20 protein-coding genes and 1 tRNA gene are annotated in these 22445 nt (G+C 35.5%); 6 read left to right on the top strand and 15 right to left on the bottom strand.

Translation table 11 applies throughout. The features are described 5' to 3' along the window. Positions 1–31: 31 nt before the first annotated feature. Positions 32–1768, bottom strand: a complete 1737-nt coding sequence (locus tag SGJ10_10980) for an LTA synthase family protein (GenBank protein MDZ4758641.1) — start codon at positions 1766–1768, stop codon at positions 32–34. Between SGJ10_10980 and SGJ10_10975 the strand changes: the two genes are divergently transcribed. Beyond that, complete coding sequence (locus SGJ10_10975; protein ID MDZ4758640.1) at positions 1767–2585, top strand: hypothetical protein; 819 nt, start codon at positions 1767–1769, stop codon at positions 2583–2585. The two genes, SGJ10_10980 and SGJ10_10975, sit on opposite strands and share 2 nt — an antisense overlap. Before the next feature lie 179 nt (positions 2586–2764). On the opposite strand, the gene SGJ10_10970 is transcribed toward SGJ10_10975, so the two are convergent. From SGJ10_10970 to SGJ10_10945, 6 genes are all read right to left on the bottom strand, one after another. Continuing rightward, entirely contained in the window at positions 2765–3703 is a 939-nt protein-coding gene (locus SGJ10_10970; GenBank protein MDZ4758639.1) for an AAA family ATPase, read from the bottom strand. Between the two features lie 649 nt (positions 3704–4352). Beyond that, positions 4353–5090 carry a response regulator transcription factor gene (locus SGJ10_10965; GenBank protein MDZ4758638.1) on the bottom strand — a complete coding sequence of 246 codons (738 nt, stop codon included), beginning with the start codon at positions 5088–5090 and terminating at the stop codon, positions 4353–4355. A 104-nt stretch (positions 5091–5194) separates the two neighbouring features. Continuing rightward, positions 5195–6349: a HAMP domain-containing sensor histidine kinase gene (locus tag SGJ10_10960; GenBank protein ID MDZ4758637.1), complete on the bottom strand. Its 1155-nt coding sequence runs from the start codon at positions 6347–6349 to the stop codon at positions 5195–5197. 59 nt (positions 6350–6408) lie between these two features. Further along, the gene (locus SGJ10_10955; GenBank protein ID MDZ4758636.1) at positions 6409–7125 is read right to left on the bottom strand and encodes a TIGR00730 family Rossman fold protein; all 717 of its coding nucleotides are present in this window, start codon (positions 7123–7125) and stop codon (positions 6409–6411) included. 391 nt (positions 7126–7516) lie between these two features. Then, positions 7517–9139: a S8 family peptidase gene (locus SGJ10_10950; GenBank protein MDZ4758635.1), complete on the bottom strand. Its 1623-nt coding sequence runs from the start codon at positions 9137–9139 to the stop codon at positions 7517–7519. Between the two features lie 24 nt (positions 9140–9163). Continuing rightward, positions 9164–10084: an aspartate carbamoyltransferase catalytic subunit gene (locus SGJ10_10945; protein ID MDZ4758634.1), complete on the bottom strand. Its 921-nt coding sequence runs from the start codon at positions 10082–10084 to the stop codon at positions 9164–9166. A 350-nt stretch (positions 10085–10434) separates the two neighbouring features. Between SGJ10_10945 and SGJ10_10940 the strand changes: the two genes are divergently transcribed. Genes SGJ10_10940 through SGJ10_10930 form a run of 3 tightly spaced genes read left to right on the top strand, consistent with a single transcriptional unit; the run spans position 10435 to position 14601 of the window. After that, positions 10435–10656, top strand: a complete 222-nt coding sequence (locus SGJ10_10940; protein MDZ4758633.1) for a hypothetical protein — start codon at positions 10435–10437, stop codon at positions 10654–10656. Next, entirely contained in the window at positions 10622–13003 is a 2382-nt protein-coding gene (locus SGJ10_10935) for a hypothetical protein (protein ID MDZ4758632.1), read from the top strand. Before SGJ10_10940 ends, SGJ10_10935 begins: the two co-directional genes overlap by 35 nt. Next, positions 13000–14601, top strand: coding sequence for a T9SS type A sorting domain-containing protein (locus SGJ10_10930; protein MDZ4758631.1), 1602 nt, complete (start codon positions 13000–13002; stop codon positions 14599–14601). Before SGJ10_10935 ends, SGJ10_10930 begins: the two co-directional genes overlap by 4 nt. A gap of 10 nt (positions 14602–14611) precedes the next feature. On the opposite strand, the gene SGJ10_10925 is transcribed toward SGJ10_10930, so the two are convergent. The 8 genes from SGJ10_10925 to SGJ10_10890 all read right to left on the bottom strand — a co-directional run bounded on the left by SGJ10_10925 (position 14612) and on the right by SGJ10_10890 (position 20205). Then, on the bottom strand, positions 14612–15160 hold the full coding sequence (locus tag SGJ10_10925; protein ID MDZ4758630.1) for a hypothetical protein: 549 nt from the start codon (positions 15158–15160) through the stop codon (positions 14612–14614). A 79-nt stretch (positions 15161–15239) separates the two neighbouring features. Further along, positions 15240–15893: an ABC transporter ATP-binding protein gene (locus SGJ10_10920; GenBank protein MDZ4758629.1), complete on the bottom strand. Its 654-nt coding sequence runs from the start codon at positions 15891–15893 to the stop codon at positions 15240–15242. Between the two features lie 57 nt (positions 15894–15950). After that, a complete protein-coding gene (locus tag SGJ10_10915; GenBank protein MDZ4758628.1) occupies positions 15951–16595 on the bottom strand; it encodes a hypothetical protein in 645 nt (214 codons plus the stop codon). 10 nt (positions 16596–16605) lie between these two features. Further along, a complete protein-coding gene (locus tag SGJ10_10910; GenBank protein ID MDZ4758627.1) occupies positions 16606–16953 on the bottom strand; it encodes a hypothetical protein in 348 nt (115 codons plus the stop codon). An 8-nt stretch (positions 16954–16961) separates the two neighbouring features. Further along, positions 16962–17711 (bottom strand): TIGR04255 family protein, encoded by a 750-nt coding sequence (locus SGJ10_10905; GenBank protein MDZ4758626.1) that lies wholly within the window; start codon positions 17709–17711, stop codon positions 16962–16964. 175 nt (positions 17712–17886) lie between these two features. Next, positions 17887–18561 (bottom strand): ATP-dependent Clp endopeptidase proteolytic subunit ClpP, encoded by a 675-nt coding sequence (gene clpP, locus SGJ10_10900; GenBank protein ID MDZ4758625.1) that lies wholly within the window; start codon positions 18559–18561, stop codon positions 17887–17889. A gap of 80 nt (positions 18562–18641) precedes the next feature. After that, positions 18642–20027 (bottom strand): trigger factor, encoded by a 1386-nt coding sequence (tig, locus tag SGJ10_10895; GenBank protein MDZ4758624.1) that lies wholly within the window; start codon positions 20025–20027, stop codon positions 18642–18644. Positions 20028–20123: 96 nt separating this feature from the next. Beyond that, positions 20124–20205: transfer RNA gene (locus tag SGJ10_10890), tRNA-Leu, on the bottom strand. A 171-nt stretch (positions 20206–20376) separates the two neighbouring features. Between SGJ10_10890 and SGJ10_10885 the strand changes: the two genes are divergently transcribed. Further along, positions 20377–21423, top strand: coding sequence for an FAD-dependent oxidoreductase (locus tag SGJ10_10885; protein ID MDZ4758623.1), 1047 nt, complete (start codon positions 20377–20379; stop codon positions 21421–21423). Then, complete coding sequence (locus tag SGJ10_10880; GenBank protein MDZ4758622.1) at positions 21423–22316, top strand: DMT family transporter; 894 nt, start codon at positions 21423–21425, stop codon at positions 22314–22316. Before SGJ10_10885 ends, SGJ10_10880 begins: the two co-directional genes overlap by 1 nt. Positions 22317–22445: the final 129 nt, after the last annotated feature.

Genomic DNA, 22445 nt, shown 5'->3' with positions numbered 1-22445 from the left:
CAGTGGTTTTCACCACTAGATGTCCAATCCCCTACCTCCACACCAACTTATTATCCAAAATGCCATTATTATACTGTTGTATGTAAGCCTGCATAAACTTGAGCATTTCGGCTTCGCTGTGGTTGGGTAACTTGGTGGAATCATTATAATGTTTTACTATGATTTCCCCATCACTAATTAATACACTATTGCCCATAATTAATTGGTAAGTGCTACTCATATAATTGATGGAAAAAGTATTTGGTTTATTATAGTTACTCCAAGAAACAATTTTTTGTTTTATGCCAAATTGTTCACACAAATAGGGTAATATATCTGTTTGTTGGGCCAGTATCGCAATTTCTTTTTCAACTGGATTTTCAGGGTCGAACATGATACAAGGAATATGATATAATTCTTTGCGGCCTTTGTTGCCGCCTAGCTCGCCGATATGATCGGCAACTATTACGAAACGGGTATTATGATACCAATCAGATTTTTTTATTTTTTCAAAGAATAGTTTCAAAGCATCGTCTGTATAATGAATCGTATTTAAAAATGGACTATTAATATTATTATATATATTCTTCTCACCTTCGGGTATAGCATAAGGAGGGTGCGATGAGAGTGTGAAAACACTACTCACAAAAGGTTTTTGCATTTTGTCTAAATTATCAGCATAATATTGCAAAAAGGGTTTATCCCAGATTCCCCAATTGCCATCAAACTGGCTTTGATCGGGAAAATCTTCTTTACCATAATATTGGTCGAATCCAACTGCTTTGGTATATTTATCAAAATTCATAGTACCGATTTTACCTCCGTGAAAGAAAGAGGAATGGTAGCCTTGAGGTTTTAATAAAGCTGCAATACTGGTAAGCTCGTTACTTGCAAATGCAGAGGTGAGATAGGGCTCGTCCATTAATCCAGGGAAACCTGATAAAATTGCTGGAATACCATCTATACTCTGTTTACCATTTGCATACATACGCTTAAACACAGTGCTGTGTTTTGCTAATGAATCAATAAATCTCGTGGATTTCTCTTTATTGCCACCCATTTCCAAAGCTTCCCATGAGAGGCTTTCGACAATAATGATACATAAATTTTGCTTTTTACTATTTTCATTTTGTCTGGGCGTGAAAATATTATTAAATATTTCTTTTGCTTGTGCATCATTCATATAATTAATAGGTTTGATAGAGGGGAGCATCGTTGCTTGTATAAAACAAAAAGGTGAGTTCATAACAAACTGGGCATTATTGGGATTATCGCCTTCAATGGCAGAAATTACCGATATGGGTCTAAGTTGAAAGCCGCCACGGACACCAACCACAGCAAAGCCTATCATAAAAACAACCAATAGGATTGCGTAAGGTATAGGAGGAGCTTTAGGGGTGAAAGTTTTGATATTGTACGATGCAAATTTCTTGTTTATATACATCCAACCCCAAATAAAAACCCCGAACAGTATTAATCCCCACCAATACTGAACAATGCCCGATAACAATATATTAAAGGCTCCATCGCCGGTGCGAAAGAAGAACATTATATTAAAGCCAATGCGTTTTAGCATATACTTATAATTGTAGATATCAATAAAGTTTAGAATTAAGGCTGAAGCGTTGATTACATAAAAATAAATAGTCTCAGTTTTTACGGTAAGGGCTATAAATTTTTCCAATCGCACAGGATATAGCCAAAAGGATATTTGTGCTATCAGAATAAGTAACAAGCTTGGCAGGTTTATTGTTAATAGGCCAGATAAGTCGAACCTTAAACCACTCATGAAACATAAAAAGTTATCTGATATATTGTTCGATGAAAAAAATGATGTATTTTCGCAAAAAAACAAAATCCTACTAATGGTAAACAGCAACATTAAAATGAGGAATCGTTTTATAAAAACAAGAATGAAGGTGGCTTTTTCTTTCATAAAATTAGGTGTGCAAAGATATGTTATTGCAATGTTAATCCCGATAGCTATCGGGATGTTCTGCTTTCCAAATCTTGCCTATTCTCAAGCCCCTGCCACTATTGTAGACTCTACCATTATTCAGTTCTCGGGTTTGGTACTTACCAATGATAGCTTGATTCCCTTGCCTTATACTACTATTAGTAATATGCGTGGTAAGATGCTTGCAATGAGCGACCGTGAAGGTTTTTTCACCTTTGTGTCACGGAAGGGCGATACCGTAATTTTCAGAGAATATGGCTATAACCCCAAATCTTTTATAATACCAAGGGATATAGATGGGATGAAATACTCTATTGTTCAACTTTTGGATTCAAAATCCGATACTTTGCAGCCAGTTTATATTAAACCCTATCCCAGTAAGCAGGAATTTGATTACCGAATGGTACACGATGAAACTATTGATGATATGAGCGAACAGGCAAGAGGACGATTGTCACGCGATAAATTGGCAGAAGTAGCAAGCCAAACGCCAATGAATGGCGGTGAAAATTACCAGAATTATATGAAAAATTATAACGACCGCATGTATTGGAACGGTCAAACTCCTCCTATTCGTTTATTGGATCCCTTGGCTTGGTCTCAATTTTTTAAAGCATGGCAGGATGGGCAGTTTAAGCGGAAGAAGTAAAATAAAATTCATTATATCATAATTAACAGCTTTTATTCGGTCAGGAAGTCTTCAAAATTTGATTTGTTGATTATGGTTAAATTATCAACGTCATAAGCTTTTCCAAATATTGCTGGGAGTTTTGATTTTTTTCGGTCGAACCACTTGAATTCATAAGCGGTAATTTTCCCATCGGTTTCTTATATATAATCTATTTCTTGTTGTTCATGACTTCGCCAAAAATAGGAGTTCACCCATTTTTGGTTATAAGATAAAAACTTCATTCGCTCTGCAATCAGGAAATTCTCCCATAATGGTCCAACATCAGAGCGTAAACTTAGAGGAGAGAAATTAGCGAGGAGTGCATTACGAACGCCATTGTCATAAAAATATATTTTTCTACTGCGTTTTAATTCATTTCTCAAGTTACGGCTAAAGGCATTTAACCTAAAAATAACGAAAGATTTTTCCAATAAATCTATATATTTTTCTACGGTTTGGTTGTCCATGCCCAGCAATTTTCCAAGCTCACTGTATGATACTTCGTTGCCCAATTGTAATGCTAAAGCTTGTAAAAGATTGATGATTTTATTGCTGCGTTTTATGCTGTCAAGCATTAATAGATCTTTATATAAATAGCTATCTGTAAGTTGTTTTAATATTTCTTTTTCATTACTTTCAGCAGTCATTACTTCAGGGTAATACCCATATATAAGTCTGTGTTCTATTAAACTGCTTTCTTCTATGATGCCATGGTAGTTCGCCATTTCGCCATAAGAAATAGGGTATAACATATATTCCCATTTTCTTCCTGTAAGTGGTTCATTTACTTTGCTTGATAATTCAAAAGAAGAAGAACCAGTTGCTATCAGTTGGATACCTTTAAGTTCATCGGTAATCAATTTAATTTTAAGACCAATATTTTCTATTCGCTGTGCTTCGTCGATCACTATGACTTTGTTTTTCCCAATCAATTTTTTCCAGCCCGAAGGTGATATGTTTTCTAGACGGGTATGTACATCGGGATTGTCTGCATTGAGCCATAAACCCATTTTTTCATTTTTGAGTAATGTTTTTAATAATGTTGTTTTGCCCGTTTGCCTAGCCCCAACTAGAATGATGGCTTTGCCTTTAAACATTTTTTTCTTCAGTATAGCTAGGAGTTTTCTTTCAATGTCTATAATTATACAATTTTGTAATCGCAAATATAATGATAAATAGCTGATTGCAATCGCAAAATTCGGTCAAATTCAATGATTTAAATCGCAAAAATGAGCCAAATTCAGTGATTGTAATCGCCAAATTCGGTCAAATGTGAGGATTGTAATCGCAAAAATGAGCCAAATTCTGTGATTGTAATCGCCAAATTCGGTCAAATTTGAGGATTGTAATCGCAAAATTCAGGAAAACAACGAAGATCTTTGATGGGGAAGGGTTTGCGTCTCCTGACTGTTTTTGTAGTCACTTTAAGTAGGAGGAGCCTCATAGGCCTGTATTTATTTGCAAAACTATTATATATAATACCAATTCTTAAACTAAAATAGTTCTCCGCCTGTGGCAGATTTAGTTTTTAGAATGTTATACCAATTCTTAACCTATAATAGTTCTCCGCCTGTGGCGGATTGGTTTGTAGAATGGTAATGCCGAACTACATCCCGAATGCCCCGCTTAATCCCGATAATTATCGGGATTAAGCGGGATTAGTCCCTTTCTTTTGGACTATTATATTGAGTGTCGGTATAAACGGTTTTGTTTTGTTCGCAGAATTAAATAAATTGAAAGATCAATTTATTTGCTGCCGTCCATAAACTTATAGCCCACACCTCTTAATGAGTGAAAGAAAACAGGATTTTTTTGATCCTTCTCAAAATATTTTCTAAAAGAGAGTACAAAATTATCGATGGTACGTGTTGAAGGGAACACAGAATAGCCCCAAACTGTTTGCAAAATTTTCTCACGACTCACTACTGCTCCTTTGTGGTCAATCATGAGTTTTAGCAATAATGCTTCCTTTTTGGTGAGTTTAAATTCACCATGTTCGCCTTTAGCTTCGTATGTTTCAAAATTCACATAATTGTCGCCAAAACTATATTCGTTAAAGCTGGGTTTCTTGGGCATATTTTCGGCACGTGCAATAAGTTTGCTCACGCGTAATAATAATTCTTCTAAATTGAAAGGCTTACTTAGATAATCATCCGCACCCAGTTTTAAACCTTTTACACGGTCTTCTCCAGCATCACGGGCTGATAGTATTAAGATGGGGATTTTATTGTCTTGTAGCCTGATATTTTCACATGCAGTTAAACCATCCATTTCGGGCATCATGATATCTAAAATAATCAAATCGAATTTTTCTTCTTTGAACCGATGTATAGCTTTAAGTCCATTATCTACGGCAGCTACATAATAACCTTCTTCTTCGAGGTTTATCTTCACTAATTGGCGGATGGTTTCTTCGTCATCGGCAAAAAGGATGCGTTTCTTATTGGCAGAGTTCATAAAAGGATTGGTTGGTTCGAACCACAAATGAAATCAAAATATTTGGTTTTTTATGCATTTGACATAAATATGATAAATGTTATTGACCTCCAAATTTGATTTAGAAAACTCAAACATCAATGAAATCAATATTAAGCACCTGATTCTTTTGGGAAATGGATGACAAAAATATTTCCACCACCATCACGTTTTAATATAGAAATGGTAGCATGGTGCGATGAGATAATTTGTTTCACAATATATAATCCTAAACCTGTGCCTTTATTGGTCCGTGTTTCTTCGTTCCCAACTCTATAAAACTTTTCAAAAATTTTGGTTTTTTCTTTTGGGTCAATTTGTTGACCACGATCATAAACATTTAGTTCTATATAATCTTCCTGCTCTTTCAACTCCACTTTTAAGTCAGCTCCTTCGGGTGAATATTTTATGGCATTCGATAATAAATTACTCAGAGCCACACCTAGGGCTAATCTGTCGGCAGTAATAAAGGGCTCATCGTTATATAGTGCTTCAACGCTTTGTTTTTTCTCTGTTCCTTTGGCAAATTTCGAAACCGTATCTTCCACCACACCTGCTAAATTAGTTTCTTCAAAATGATAATTATGATGCCCGCCTTCAATACGCGTAGCCATCAAAATATTTTCTACAAGTTTCCCCAATCGCTCAGTATCATTGAGGGTGTCGGCCAATAAGTCAGTGCGTTGCTGGTCGGGGAGTTGCCGCTTTTGCAAAGTTTCCAACATCAGTTTGATTGAAGCCACTGGAGTTTTTAATTCGTGGGTAATGGCCAATAAAAAATTATTTTGCTGTCGGTTCACATCTATTCTTCTACTCACTACTTTATATATATAATAGATGCCCCAAAAAAGTAAACCTACAAATACCAGTCCTTCCATCACGTATTGGGTAAGCTTGCGTTGATATTTCTGCTCTATTTTTTCAAAAATATATGCTTTGGGATTCACTTCAATTTTTGCCAATAGTCCATTTTCTTTATCTGAATTTTTCGGCTTTTGCAAAAATCGCAAAGTATAATCTGGAAAATAGGTGATGATATAATTCTGCAAAGAATCAATGTTCAATTCCTGCTCTTCATCAAACATATCTTTACAACAATCATAGATTTCTAACTTCGCCTTTAGGGCATCATCATATACTTTCTGCAAGGCAGTATCATGTTGCTCCCGACTATTTTGTGTGAGTATATAAAACCACCAACCAAAAGCTGCCAATGCATATCCGCTGATTACGAAAAACAATATTCGGGTTTTGCGAGGCTGATTCATTTCATTTACGATTTTTTACCTTTCCAAAAGTTCTAAACTTTTGGAAAGGTAAAAGTATACTAGAAATTGGGTGACGGAGAATACTTACTGTAGAAATCGGTGATTACTTTTACGGCATCATCTGCGGTATCTACTAGTTTGAAAAGTTCCATATCAATTGCGTTTACATTGTGTTCTTTTAGCAACATAATTTCATTGATCCACGCTATAAAACCTTTCCAATAGCTAGTGCCAACTAATACAATTGGGAATTTTGCAATCTTTTCTGTTTGTATCAGCGTGAGAGCCTCAAACAATTCATCCATCGTGCCGAAGCCACCGGGCAATACGATAAACCCTTGGGCATATTTCATAAACATCACTTTGCGAACAAAGAAATAATCGAAATCAATATTTTTATCATGGTCTATATAAGGATTGCTAAATTGTTCAAAAGGCAAATCAATATTAAGTCCAACTGATTTTCCGTTTCCTCGTTTGGCTCCTTTGTTTCCTGCTTCCATAATGCCGGGACCTCCACCAGTAATTACACCAAATCCTTGTTGGGTAAGCTTGTATCCAATTTCTTCAGATAATATATAATAGGGATTATCCGCTTTGGTGCGGGCCGATCCAAATATAGATACACAAGGTCCAATGCGACTCAAACGTTCGAATCCCTGAACAAATTCAGCAACTATTTTAAACACCATCCAACTGTCGGATATCTTTATCTCAGGCCATTCTTTGCTTTGAAATGCTTCTTTTATTTTGCTTTCGTGTTCGTTATCGGTCATTTTATTTGTAATTGTTTATTTTGCAAATGTAATAGGTGACGGTTAATTTTTTGTTTTATTGTTTTTTGAACTTGTTTCAGACCCGATATCAGGCGTTAGCGTCATTCTGAGTATTGCTTCAATACGAAGAATCTTATAAAAGTTTGCTCTCCTTCAAATTCGTCTCCGATTCAAGAGATTCTTCATCGCGTCTTTAAAGGATATATAATACCAATTCTTAAACTATAATAGTTCTCCGCCTGTGGCGGATTTTGTTTGTAGATTGCTAATGCCTAACTACATCCCGAAAGCATTCGGGATTAGTCCCTTTCTTTTGCACTATTATATATTGAGTTTCGGTATAAATTATTGAGATTTGAAATTGACGAGATTCAGAATGACGTTAGAGTCATTAATCCACTTTCAAAAATTTACGCACGGCAATACCACTTTCACTATATATATTAATCAGATACAAACCTGCTGCATAGCTAGTCAAATCAATACTTGCCTGATTGTTGAATGGAGTATATAATACAGTCCTTCCCATCATATCCAATATTTGTAAACTTGATTTATTGGGTGTAGGCAAACTTATATGTATCGTATTTGCTGCAGGATTGGGCCAAGTGAGAATACTGTGATTATATATAGTTTCTGTTATATTATTATTGATAGCACACTGCATCGCATTCACTGCATTAATTCTTCCTGCTCCCAATTTGTTTTTGTATTTTATATTATTTGTATTGTCAATATTATCGGCAGTAGCTTTCAAACAAATTTCTATTTGATCAGATGTTAATGTTGGTTTTACAGAAAGCATTAATCCGCAAAGACCTGCTACCATAGGGCAACTCATGCTTGTACCACTTAAGGTTCCATAGTAAGGACTATATACGACCGTGCTATATATAGTATCACCTGGAGCCATCAAATCTATATAGTTTCCATAATTTGAATTTTTAGAAACGATATCATTTACACCTGTGCTTCCTACTGCTATTACATGATCGAAACCGGCGGGATAATTCACAGAATCTTCTCCATCATTACCGCCCGCAGCAACTAATATTATATTCTTTTTATGTGCAGCATCAAGGAGCGTATGTAAAGTTTTATATAAGGATGTATCTTTCCCACCCCACGACAAAGATATAATATTTGCCCCTGCTTTTATCGCATAATCCAATCCTTCTTCAGCATGGGTAAGTACTACAGGCTGAGTGGTACATTTCACTGCTATAATAGAAACTGTATTATAACTGACCGAAGCAATCCCCAAATTGTTATTGGTGTTTGCTCCTGCAATTCCAGCAGTATGTGTGCCATGTGTCCAAAATTGTGAGACGGGTGGAATGGGATTATTGTCATTATCGGCTACATCATAACCATGAACATCATCCACAAAACCATTGGTATCATCATCAATTTTATTCGAATCAATTTCTTTTGGATTGGTCCAAATATTCAAATCTGGATGGTCTATTTTTACACCATCATCAACTATGGCAATGGTACTTTTATTATTGCCTACAAGCCCCCAAGCATTGTCCATACTGATGGATTGGAATATCCAACTTTGACGAGAGTTTATATCATTGGGTGTAGAAAATTTTTGATATACGGGACAAGAATGGGCAAATTCTATATAGTTTTCCTTTTGCAAATGATTCACAAAACTATACAAACTATCATAGTTTAAAAACGAAACTCTATATAATTTTTGTACTTCGGCATCCTCTGTTTTAAAAGGTTTTTCTATTTGTATAATATGATAATCGGTAATTGCTTGTTGCCAAAAAGAACTATATAGTATATCATTAGTTTTTGTTTGGAATAAAGGAATGTACTTTTCACAATTTGGTTTTACTTTAAAAAAGAGTTTGCCGGGTAAATACTGTGCGTTAGAAAATATATTAATAGAAAGTAATATTATGAGAACTAAAATATATTTTAAATTATTACTGCTTGTGGTCTGGCGTTGTCGCCAACCACAGAGGGAATTGAACATATATTTACAGGATTTCTTCATGGCATTTATATAATACCATTTTTATTAATTATTTGCAAGCAAATACATCACTGCCATTCTAATTGCAACACCATTTTCTACTTGGTCAAGTATAATAGAGTGTGCACTGTCGGCTACATCACTAGTTATTTCCACACCACGATTAATAGGTCCTGGGTGCATAATGGTGATGGTTTTGTCCAGTTTGTTTAGCAGGTTCAAATCCAATCCATACAGCATCGAGTATTCTCGCAGTGAAGGAAAATATTTGATGTCCTGTCTTTCCAATTGTATACGAAGCATGTTTGCCACATCGCACCAGTTAAGAGCTTTCAGTAAATTCGTTTCTACTTTCACTCCTAACGATTCTATATGTTTGGGAATTAAAGTAGCTGGGCCGCAAACCATCACTTCGGCTCCTGTTTTTTGTAGTGCGAATATATTTGAGAGTGCAACTCTACTGTGCATAATGTCTCCCACAATCACCACTTTTTTGCCTTCCAAACTTCCGAGTTTCTCACGGATGGAGTATGCATCCAACAAACCTTGTGTAGGATGCTCATGAGTGCCATCGCCTGCATTGATAATTTGTGCATCGATATGTTTCGATAAAAATATATGAGCCCCAGGTACTGGGTGACGCATCACCACCATATCCACCTTCATGGCAAGGATATTTTTGACCGTATCAATCAGTGTCTCACCTTTTGAAACCGAAGAGCCAGAAGCAGAAAAATTGACCACATCGGCACTCAGCCTTTTTTGGGCAAGCTCGAATGAAATACGGGTGCGGGTAGAATTCTCGAAGAAAATATTGGCAACAGTAATATCTCTAAGGGAGGGAACTTTTTTGATGGGGCGGTTAATAACGGTCTTAAACTCATCGGCTGTTTCAAAGATTAGCCCGATGTCATCGCTGTTAATGTTCTTAATTCCCAGTAAGTGCCGGGTTGTTAGTTGGCCCATTTATCACTTCCGTGTTTTACTTAGGCGGAATTAAGATACAAACTTATAGGATTTGAAGGAAAGTGCAAAATGAAATGTTTGGGGAGATTTTGAAATATGATTTTATATATTGCTCAATAAAGTGTAGACTCTAGTATATTTTTATTTTAAGATGAGAAAAAATATTAACTTATTTTTAAAATAAATTTGCATCGTCTTGTTTTATGCCTTAGTATTGCTTTACTATTAAACTTAAACTCTATGAAGTTAAACGCAGCTCTAAAAATGTAATATTAAGATATATAAATTATCTAAAGGGAAATGCCGAAAACCCTATTGCAAAGTAGGCAAAAAACTTAAACTACATTGCTATGAGAAAATTACTCGTAAAATTATTTTTTTTATTATTTTTTATGAACTTTGTTCATAAAACCAGCTATGCTTTGGTGCTAAGCACTGCGACTTTTGTTGTGCCTAATAATGGGCAAAACAACAATTTGACATTACCTGCTGGCCCTGCACTGAACTATGTGAAAATAACTATACAAGCTGGTGCTTATGCTGAAATTAATGCTCAAACACTCTATATTTGACGCAGATGGACGAATTATAGTTGAAAAAGGAGCAATGTTAGTTATTAAAAACTCTATTCTCACTTCAAGATTTGATAACGGTGCAGCTAATAATGGAACACTAGGTTATTGGCAAGGTATTTTGGTGTCTGGAGACCCTAACGCATTTCAAGATGCAGGGCAGATGACTTTATATACCATGCAGCGATATACAGCACGTACACAGTTTGGTGCACCAAAACATGGCATGCTCCTACTGGGTGGTATACCATCACAAAATTCAAATACAAAAACACAAATAAGATTGGCTAGAGATGGAGTGAGGGTATTTGACGGAGGTTATGTTTATGCTAAGAATAGTGATTTTTGGAATAATATTAATAGGGATATATTCTTCTTTACGGCACCGCATGGCAACATACAAAACAGTATTATTGAAGACTGTTCGTTCACGCATTCAAATTATTTCCAGGTCGAAAATGGAAACCCTCTTGGTGTTAGACATTTACTATTCAACCCCAAGAAAGTACCTAATCCTATTGCTTATCAAAACTGCATTATATCTATACATCTTTGTCCTAATATACAGCTTGTAAACGCAATTAAGAATTCGCTATTTGAAAATAGTTGTGCTGTAAACGCAAATGCAATACGTGCATGTTATATTATAGGTGTATATAATAATGGCTCGATCGTAACTGTAAATAATGGTTGTACGTTTAGGAAATTGTTTAATGGTATACTTTCCCAGCGTGATTTAATATCACCTACACAAACCTATATGACAGTAAATAATAGTCACTTTTTTGATTGTTTTTCAGGAATTTGGAATAAAGATGTAGATTTCTTTTTAGCGACTTTAAATGATTTTGCCTTGCCAAGAAACTATGGCAATGTAGGTTCATTTGGTATATGGGTAGAAACTACCACAGACTATGCAATAGGTGATAACAACACTTTTACTATCAGCACTAATAATATTTTTGGCAGTGGTAATATTCAGAATGCTAGAAATGCTGGAGTAGCAGTGTGGGCATCGAATATATTAAGTGGAAATATCCATTGTAATCAGTTCACAGGTATTAGAACAAATGTGTATAGTAGAAATGATAATACAAATGCTCTTGTACTTTCTAATTCTTTTAACACCACATTAAACAACGATATATTTGCAGAAAAAGACCCTCAAACTACAGGTGGACTCTTTTTAAACCAATGGCAAAGCCCTACCCGCTCAGCAGGAAATGATTTTTGTAATACCAATAATGCGAATACTTTTATGAATATAAGACTTGATGCGGGTGTTAATAAAATGAACTATTATTTTGATGGAGCATTGAGCTTTGGCAATAGAAGATGGCCTGCTAAAGTAACTCCAAATCTTGTTTTTAGAAAACAAGCCACCTTGGCGGGGAGTTGCACTATGGTTGATGACGAACCTATGGGTGGAGTAAAGGATGACTATAGTGATAGCATGGCTTTTCACCTTGTAGGAAATGTAAATTATTGGTTTGCTAAGGCTGATAGCATTGCCCAAGGTGGTGTGGACTCGACAGAATATGGCTTTTGGAGTGTATGTAGATTGAACGGCGACCATTACTTGGCAGCAAGTGTTAGAAATTGGAATATTAAATACGGGATTATAAAAAACCCTGTTTATTGGGATAGCATTGCCAATATGTTGGGCAATTACAATCACTTTGGAGCTAAATATCTTTTGATTACCCATAAATATGGAAGGGGTGATACCACCAGTGCTAGGAGTTTATTGAACCAACTAATGAGTGATTCAGCCAATAATAATGAAATAATGGGGATATGTAATATTTGGAAATGGAGACTTGATGCACGTGGACACAATTTTGATTCGACATGGATAGAAAACAATATATCTGGTATTAAAACTATGGCAGATAATCCATCGGTAGCCAGGGCAATGGCACAGAGCATAGTAACCAACTTTTATTCGTATGAAGATTCGACCAATGGTTTTTATATGTATCAATACCCAGCGGATACCATGCTTGCAAATCTTATAGATAGTGCGTACGAGGATAGTGTAGCCCAAGCCCCTACGCTTACTATAGCTTGTGCACCTAATCCATTCAGTAATACATTGGGCATTACTATAGAGAATCTTGATTGCCAAAATAAAACTATTACCCTTTTAATATCTGACCTGAATGGAAATATTGTGTACAATGAAGAAACAACCATAGACTCGGCAACTAACTGCGGTACTTCTTATAAACAAAATGGGGCGTTGAATAGAAGCATAGACGCATCGGCTTGGTATACGGGTTATTATTTTGCAGTGGTAAAACAAAATGGCGTAACACAGTGCTATAGCCTTATATTAAAACAATGATGCGGTTACGTAATCAATTTATATTAAAAACCATTATGCTACTTGGTGTGCTGTGTCTATATTACACAGGCACAACACAGCCTTTTGTAAAGGTAATAAAAAAAGCAGGGGAGCAAGAAATAAGGAATCAGGGAATAGAGCATTATGATGGAGGGTATATTGTGATAGAAAACGATGTGAGCATTAACTATGTTAGAAAGTACACCCAAAACTGTAATCTGCTCTGGCAAAAAAGGTTGAAAGGGGGCAAGAATGGTGATTATACTACTAGTGTGAGAATGACAAAGGACTCGGGTTTTATAGGTGTAGGCACAAGTTATAAATATTATAATAAGAATAGTAATGATGGAGACTGCCCTGTGATAGTGAGGTATGATAAATGTGGCAATGTGGTATGGAAAAAAATACTGGTAAGTGATACAGCCTATCTCGCCACGGGATGCATAGAACTAAATAATGGAGATATAGTTGTGCTTACGCTATACCCAGGCAATGCAGCTAATATATATTATACTGCCACGATGCTGTTTAGCCCCCAAGGTAAATTGAAAACGTATAGGGCTAATAATTTTGAACATTTATGGCTGAACCTATCGAACGACAGTAATTATTTTTATGCCCTAGGTGCTGCATGGTATATGTCACCTACAGATTCTAATTCATATTATAGATTCCCTGCCATAAGTAAGTACCGAAGTGATAACCTAAACCTTGTGTACCAAATGCCCACGGCTTTTGATACATACGTGGGGGCGGCTGGAATTGTGCTAAGTGAAAAAGACCCTGCACACTTGAAGGTGGTAGGTAGTGTTGCTATACCACTTTATATGACCTTATTTGACTTTGATGTGCAAAATAAAAAGGCAAGTTTGTTAAAAAACTATACCCCTAAGGGACTAATATTACAGGGTGGAGATGCATTGGTCAGCCCTAATAGGGACTATGTGGTGACTACTGAGTGGGCAGATACTTTTAATAAACAGACCAATAAAACAACAAGGTTGCTTGATATACGAATATGGGATACGCTGAACAACCTACAATACCATGTGAGACCAACGGGCTATAAATGGGATCTTTCATTTTCGATAATACTTAGGGACAAAAGGATTTTGGTAAGTGGCAAAGTGTGGGATTCAGCCAACCAATATACGGATTCCTATTTTTTGCGTTTCAAACCTGACCTAAGTTGGGATAGTTTTAGGACAGATACTACGCATTATGATTTTGCCTGTGGAAGCCCACCCACAAGTGAAGATATAACTTTTACTGCTGCCGACACGATACATATAGATAATGACTCGTACAACCCTGCTAATATTAGTACCACAAGTATTGCAACTATGCAAGAACCTATATTAGTTACATGCTGGCCAAACCCCGCACATGATGAATTATTTGTGGGCATAGCAGGTGAAACAAAGGATTATGATATATCATTGTATGATATGGAGGGTAGATTGTTGGCATACCCAATAGCACATTCGTATAATTGTTATTTGTTTAATACTTCTAACCTGTCAACGGGTGTATATATTATACAAATGTTGCACAAACATAATGGAACAGCGGCAAGGTATAAGTTTGTGAAGAATTGATGGTATAGGATTACCGCCTCAACTTCACTTCTCCATTTTCCAAAGCACTGCCAATTTCAATCCAAGCCACTTGCATTTTTTCTTTGTTAATCCAAGCTATAATAACCATTCTGTCTTCTCCTGTTTTTTTGTCTTTCGCTTTAATGGAAGTGGCTACTATCATTGGTTCGCCTTGGTAGAATGCGGGTAAGCGTTTGCCATCCATATCGCCGTTTTCAAAAAAATAAGTATAGAAACCTGCTCCTGTAATACTATCATAAGTGAGGTTGGTATCGGGGATACGTGTTTTGGTAATCATATCTATATATTCGAAATGGTCAGGTTCTGAGGGCTTGCCTAACCATATACTATCGCCAATATTCATTTCAATTTTCATCGTTTGCGAAGCAGCAGGCTTTTTTACAGGTTGAGCCTGAGCAGCATTGATAGATATAATGCTTATAATAAAAAATAAAAAGCTAGAACCCCGCTGCCCGTGGTTGTGTGTCCCCACCAACCACAACCGTGAGTTTAGTATTCTATTAAATACATCTCCAAATTTAATATAATGTTTCATCATACTTTTTTAATTTGTACGTTCAGATTTGACAACTTTGCCCGCGTCGCTGATTGCAAAGTTGTCAAATCTACCCCTGTATCTACCCAACAATCATTCCATCTTCAATATGCAATATGCGGTCGCTCTTGCTAGCCAAGGCTTCGTTATGTGTTACTATTAAAAATGTTTGTCCCGTGCGTTCACGCAAATCCAAAAATAAATCGTGGAGCTCAGTAGCGTTTTTGGTATCGAGATTTCCTGTGGGTTCGTCCGCAAAAACCACCGCAGGGTCATTGATTAACGCACGGGCTACAGCCACACGTTGCTGTTCACCTCCTGATAATTCTGAAGGTTTGTGTTGCAAACGGTGACCCAATGAAAGTTGTTCTAATATTATAGCAGCTTTTGCCAATGCTTCTTTTTTTCCGAGTCCTGCAATCATGGCAGGGATAGCAGCATTTTCTGCAGCGGTAAATTCGGGCATCAATTGGTGAAACTGGAATACAAATCCGATTTTACTGTTTCTAAATTTATCGAGTTTTCTACCTTTTAATAAATGTGCATCAATACCATCAATACTAAAACTCCCACCGTCGGTAGGCATCAATGTTCCCAATATATGTAATAGTGTAGATTTGCCCGCACCTGAAGCACCTATAATAGAAACGACTTCACTTTTTTTAACGTGAACGTCAATGCCACGTAGCACTTCTATTTGCCCAAATTTTTTGGTAATGTTACTTGCTTTTATCATATATATATATTCCCATTAAAAAATATAGAATGTGAAATTAGAACATCCCATTGATTCTTATCTATTATCATATTCATCGGGTAAACGGCATAAATGATATGAAAGTTTTAAGATAAATAAATAATATCCAAAAAGCCCCAAAGACGATATTTTATTTTCTTCCATTTGCTCTATGTAAGAATTTAATTCAATTGTAGGAAACCAAAATATATTATCAAATAGTACAATATATTCTTTATTATCATTTTCATTATTAGGTAAATATAGTATATTTGATACCAATTGAGATTTAATAGTTTGACTAGCGGCACTTATTTTTTCAGCATCGTGTCCTTTAGCTTTTAAAGTATTTAGATATTCATTGAAATCTATTAAAGGAGCAAATAGACACTGTTTTATATTATATGAATGCTCGTTTTGAAAAGAAATATCGCAAGAATTAGAAATAATAATTGCATTTATATACTCCTTTTCATAAATTGAGTTTTCATTATTCCAATTAGCATACCTAATTTCTTTAATTAAGTCTGATTGTAAAAAAACTGTTTGACTCGAATTTTTATAGAAATTTGTATAATCTATTTCTCCTCTTTTATTGCCTCCATCTGGAATGAATTTCTTTAACGCATCTTGCAATCTTGCTTTATCATGATTCACAAGATATTTAGGAAGGATTAAATCAAAATTTTCTCCAAAAGGCATGAGAGAGATGTTATTTTCTACCTAGAAGTGTTGGTTTTTTTATACTCAAACGAGAGAATGTTTCCATCAATGCCTCTGTCTCGAAATTATTAAGCAATCTTGAGCCCGCAAACATTTCATTTGCTAAGCCAAGTATAGTACTTTGATTTTTTGCAAAGCCAATTTGTTGAGAATCGAAAAGTGAATAAACAAAATTAAAAGGATTTGAATTGTCATTCCTATTGTACACACTCATCATGTAATCCAAAGTTTTTTCAGATATGGATGTTTGAATTGCATATTCTTTTTTAATTGAAATATGATTAAAAATACTTTTATCATATTGGTGTGATGGTGCTATAAGAGATGTAATATCCATTATTATTTTTATAAGGTATTCCTTAAATTATCTGTAGTTATTGCCTTGAAGAAATTAAAAATTGGTTCATGCGTTTGGTTTGCTTGATAAATCCAATCATTATTTTTTATGCATTCCTCATCAATACAAACCGCACCACATTCTAAATTGATATTTTGTATATTTTGTATAACTTGAGAATTTAATTTTGAAATCAATAAATTATTTTTATTGGAGATAATTCTTTGAACAGAAGTAATGATTTCCGCACCAAATTTTTGTTCCAAAGGGCTAATTAAAGTAAAATAATCTGACAAGCCATCTCCTACTTCTTTATTAAATCTATTCAAATAAACTATACTGCATTGTCGCTTACCATTTCCAAGATCAAGAGTTTTATAAAGTTCTGAATATGGTTTAATAACTTCATTAAGAAATCCCTCCCATCCCATATAGTTCTTAACACAATGGAAGGAAATTCTTCCTTTTCCTATAAGAACAGCTAATCCTTTTTCTTCATCCCTGAAAATTACTTGATCTTCGGCTTGCGAAGTTGTAAAAGGTTCTTTGCTCGCATCTATCAAATTTGCTTCAAACTTAATTTGAACCCCCTTTCTTTCAGTACGTTGATTAAAACCCAGTGATTTAATTTTTTCAAAGTAACGCCCAAAATATGTACTATCCCAAGTAGTAGTTTCCTCTGGAAACTCAAACCCACAACTTACTTCAATTAAATGGTTATTAGAATATTGCACAAGAAAACTTAATAGTAAACGCAACAAAGTTACTGCTAAATTTAATTTTTTGTATATTTAGTAGTAAAAAAAAATTTGTCACAGAATTAGTTTCAATCGAATTTCTCATCCAATAATAAATGTTATCATTTTTTGAACAATTCAAAGCACCTTTTATTATTCGAATAATAAAAGGTGCTTTTTACAATTTATATGTATATTATTTATTCTTCACTAATAACTCGTCAATCATGCCATAATCTTTGGCTTCTTGAGCAGTCATCCAGTAATCGCGGTCACTATCAGCTTCTACTTTTTCGTAGGGTTGGCCTGAGTGTGTAGCGATAATTTCGTATAATTCTCTTTTTAATTTCTTGATTTCGCGGGCAGTGATTTCAATATCGCTTTCTTGGCCTTGTGCTCCACCCATAGGTTGGTGAATCATGATACGGCTATGTTTAAGTGCAGCACGTTTTCCTTTGTCGCCAGCACACATCAATACCGCACCCATACTGGCTGCCATACCTGTGCATATAGTTGCTACGCTTGGTGTTATATATTGCATAGTATCATATATACCCAAGCCAGCATATACTGAACCACCTGGGCTATTTATATATACTTGTATGTCGCGTTTAGCATCTATCGACTGTAGAAATAGTAATTGTGCTTGTATAATATTGGCAAAATAATCATCTACTTGTGTCCCTAAGAAAATAATGCGATCTACCATCAAACGAGAGAATACGTCAATCTCGCGGAAGTTGACGGGGCGTTCTTCTATCACGGTGCGGGTCATGTCTCTAACCTCGCTAGTAATATAAGTTTCTGTTTTCAAACTGCTAATGCCATGATGTTTGGTGGCATACTTGTGAAATTCTTTTCCGTAATTCATATATTATAGTTTTTTAGATTTGGATTTAAAATTTTTAAAATAAAATGTAAAATAATAATTATAAAATGTAAAATGGCACCTTAGTGCTTGTGGTGTTCTTCATTATGTTTCTTTATCGTATCAAAGAACACATCAGGAGGTAAAATTGTTTCTTTTACCGTAACAAGTTCACCTAATTTTCTCACTACTTTATCGCCCATTACTTTTTGATGTGTACTATAATATTTGTCTTGTTCTGTCATCGATTTTTCGACGGCTTGTTGTATATAACCCTCAAACATTTCTATATTCGACATGCCTGAGCGGACTAGCTGCATGCGCATCTCCGTTGTCATATATTGCTTCACTTCTTCTGGTTCAACTTTTATATCATTGTCTTTTTGAATTTTTTCTTTGATGAGCTGCCAACGCAATCCTACTTTTTCGTTATCGAATTTGTGGTCGATGGTCTCACTATTATATTGATCGGGAAATTCCCGTTGCATCCAACGTTTCAAAAATGTTTCTGGCAAAGGTATTTGATGGCTTTCAATTACTTTGTCGACCAATGCATGCTCGAATAAATGACGGCCTTGTGAATTATAATACCCTTCCAAATCTAATTTTAATTTTTCGTAAAAGTCTGCTTCACCACTGCAAGTTCCTTCGCCAAATACTTTATCCCATAGCCCTTGGTCGAAAGCTGCCAATTCCATATGATATATTTGAGAAATATTGGCTTTGAAATTTTTATTCAAATCATTCACCGCGGCTTCAGGAATATCTAGTGCGTGGTGCATTTCGGCAATATCATCATTAAATAAATTGAAAACATTCACCACAAAATCTTCACCTACTTTGGCTTCCAATAATTGTTGTTTGGTAGGTTCGTGTTTCATAAATTCAAGCCCGATGCTGGTAGCTTTGGCAACACCACCTTCAAGCACTTCACCATTTTCGTCAAGCTCGGTAAGGGTCACATATACCAAATCAGTATCGCCTGCGTTTTCCACTTGGTCGTGTTTTCCAAAACGGCGTTGCAATTGTTTGGTTTCATCGTCCAACATTTTTTGGTCGATATTGATTTTCACCAATTCCATACCACCAAGCTCATCAAAATTAAGTTCAAATTTTGGCGATAGACCTAGGTCGATCATAAAATTATATTCGATGTCTTTTGCAAAGGCGTGATGCGAGGGCTGGTTTTCGTTTTCCAATGGTTTGCCCAAAATGTCCAATTCGTTTTCTTTAAGCTGCCCAGTTACAGCCTTCTCTAACAATACATTGAGTGTATCGGAAAACAAACTGTCGCCAAATCTTTTTTCCACCATACTCTTCGGTGCCTGTCCAGGACGGAAGCCAGGGACATTCATGTTTTTGGCATATTGCTTTAAAGATTTTTCGTACTCAGGCATATAATCAGCCGGTGCAATGGATACCTTGATGGTAGCGTTTAAGTCGTCGTGTTTAATGAGTTCTACGTTCACGTTATAAAATTGATTTTTTGGTGAGATTCCAATTATTGTTCCTAGGTGACGGGGTGTGCAATATTGTCACACCGATGCAGGGTTTGAAGAAAAAAGTGCGGATGAAGGGACTCGAACCCCCACGCCTTTCGGCACCAGATCCTAAGTCTGGCACGGCTACCAATTACGCCACATCCGCAAAAATGTCTTGTTAATCGGGAGCAAAGATAAGATTGGTGGGCAAATATCAAAACCATTTTTTTCAATTTTGTGATACCCTATTATACAAATACTTTTGTGCCACAAATGATACGTGTATTAATAGTAGCAATGAGACCCAAGCAAATATTGCCAGATAAAAGATTAGCTTATGCTTCAAGTTGATACCATTATAATAGGGATGGGGCTTGCGGGATGCAGCATGTATTGGAGCCTAAAAAAGGCAGGGCTTTCATGTTTGTGTATTGACCCCAATTTGCAACAAACTTCTAGTTTGGTAGCGGCCGGTATGTTTAATCCCATCATCGGTAAGCGTTTCACCACAGTTGCAAATGCCCAAGAAATATTTGACAGTGCGAAGAAATATTATAAAGCGATTGAAGAAATGAGTTCAATAAAACTCTATCATGAAATTCCATTATATATGCCCTTTCAAAATATCGCACATCAAAATGACTGGAGTTTGAAGTTAGAAAGGTTAAAAGAATGGGTGCATGACGACCCTGCTTTGGATCAATTACTAACAGTAAATTATCAAAGTGAATATGGTGGTTTTTTTGTAAATAAAACAGGTTATTTGGATAGTAATTTATATGTAAATACAACCTTGGAATATTGCAAAAAAAATAGTGAGTTATTGGTTGAAAGAATAGATTATGAAAAGCTAAATGTGAATGACAAAATATATAATAATTATCAAGCTAAATATATCATATTTTGCGAGGGATCAAAGGCAGGAAGTAATCCATTTGTGAAGCAAGAGTTTTTAAATTCAGCCAAAGGTCAGTTGCTATGGGGACAAGCATCTTCAAGTATCCCTCAAATTATATATAATGGGAAAATTTATATTGTTCCAACAGCAAACAATCAATTTATTTGTGGTGCAACTTATGAATGGGTTTATATAGATGATGAACCTAATGAATTTGGTAAAGAGTATTTGATACATGAGTTGAACAAAGTGCTCAAATATGATTATACAATAATAGATCATAAGGCTGCGGTTAGACCAACGGTAATTGATAGGAAACCAGTGGTAGGTAATTTTGACCCAGAGAATAAAGAACTATATATATTAAACGGATTGGGAACAAAGGGTGTAATTTTAGCTCCCCATCTTGCAAATTTGATCACGGAGAATATTGTAAATAATAAAGAAATTCCTACAGAATATTCTATTTATAGATTTACTCTTTAATGAAAATTGTAAAGCCCAGTATCCATATTTTACATTTACACCTTATTGTGTTCTTGTGGGGCTTTACAGGTGTTCTGGGCAAGTTGCTCAACAATTTGGACACCTTTCAATTGGTATGGTACAGAGTCGCAATTGCTTGCACTATTCTTGCAGGAATTATTATATATAGGAAACTAACACCGATTACGAATGGGACCAAGTTCACGAAACAACTATTTCTCAAAGTTTTTTTTACAGGATTCATTGTTTTTTTGCATTGGTTATGTTTTTATGGAGCCGTTAAAGTTTCTAATGTTTCTGTGGCTTTGGCTAGCTTTTCTTGTACCGCATTATTTACTGGGATATTCGAACCACTTATTTTAAAGCGTAAACTTGACCCAAGGGAAATTATTCTTGGTGTGGTTATAATTGCGATTATGGTTTTTATATTTAATGCCGAAATTAGTTATTGGAAAGGCATGTTACTAGGCGTGGGAGCAGCAGCTACCGCGTCTTTGTTCACGGTAATTAATTCTACAATTTCCAATAAAGTGAATGCATATTATATAAGTTTTATCGAATTATTTTCAGTACTTTTTTTTTCAACTATATATTTTTTATTCTTCGACTTAGATCATTTTCCCAATTTTAATTTGCAAGGATATGATTATATTTGGATTGTGGTACTGAGCATACTTTGCACGGTATATACTTTTGTCGCTAGTATTAATTTAATGAAACACGTATCGCCATTTACCTTAAGTCTCACCGTAAATTTAGAACCCGTGTATGCGATACTTTTTGCTTTTGTATTGTTCAAAGAATACGAATTATTATCCACCAGTTTTTTTATCGGAACAGCGATGCTGATTGCGGTGGTGTTGATATATCCGGTTTTTAAGAGTAAACAGTAGTCAGTGGTCAGTAAACAGTGGCTGACGCCGTCCGCCGCGGCGGAGCACTGACCACTTACTACTGTTTACTGGCTACTGACAACTTCATCCAAAGTCTCTCAGGTTGTATATCGGGCCAGTCGCTCATCC

It is taken from the genome of Bacteroidota bacterium (assembly GCA_034439655.1).
GTDB lineage: Bacteria > Bacteroidota > Bacteroidia > UKL13-3 > UKL13-3 > CANJUD01.
This window is presented reverse-complemented; position numbering and strand designations above follow the sequence as displayed.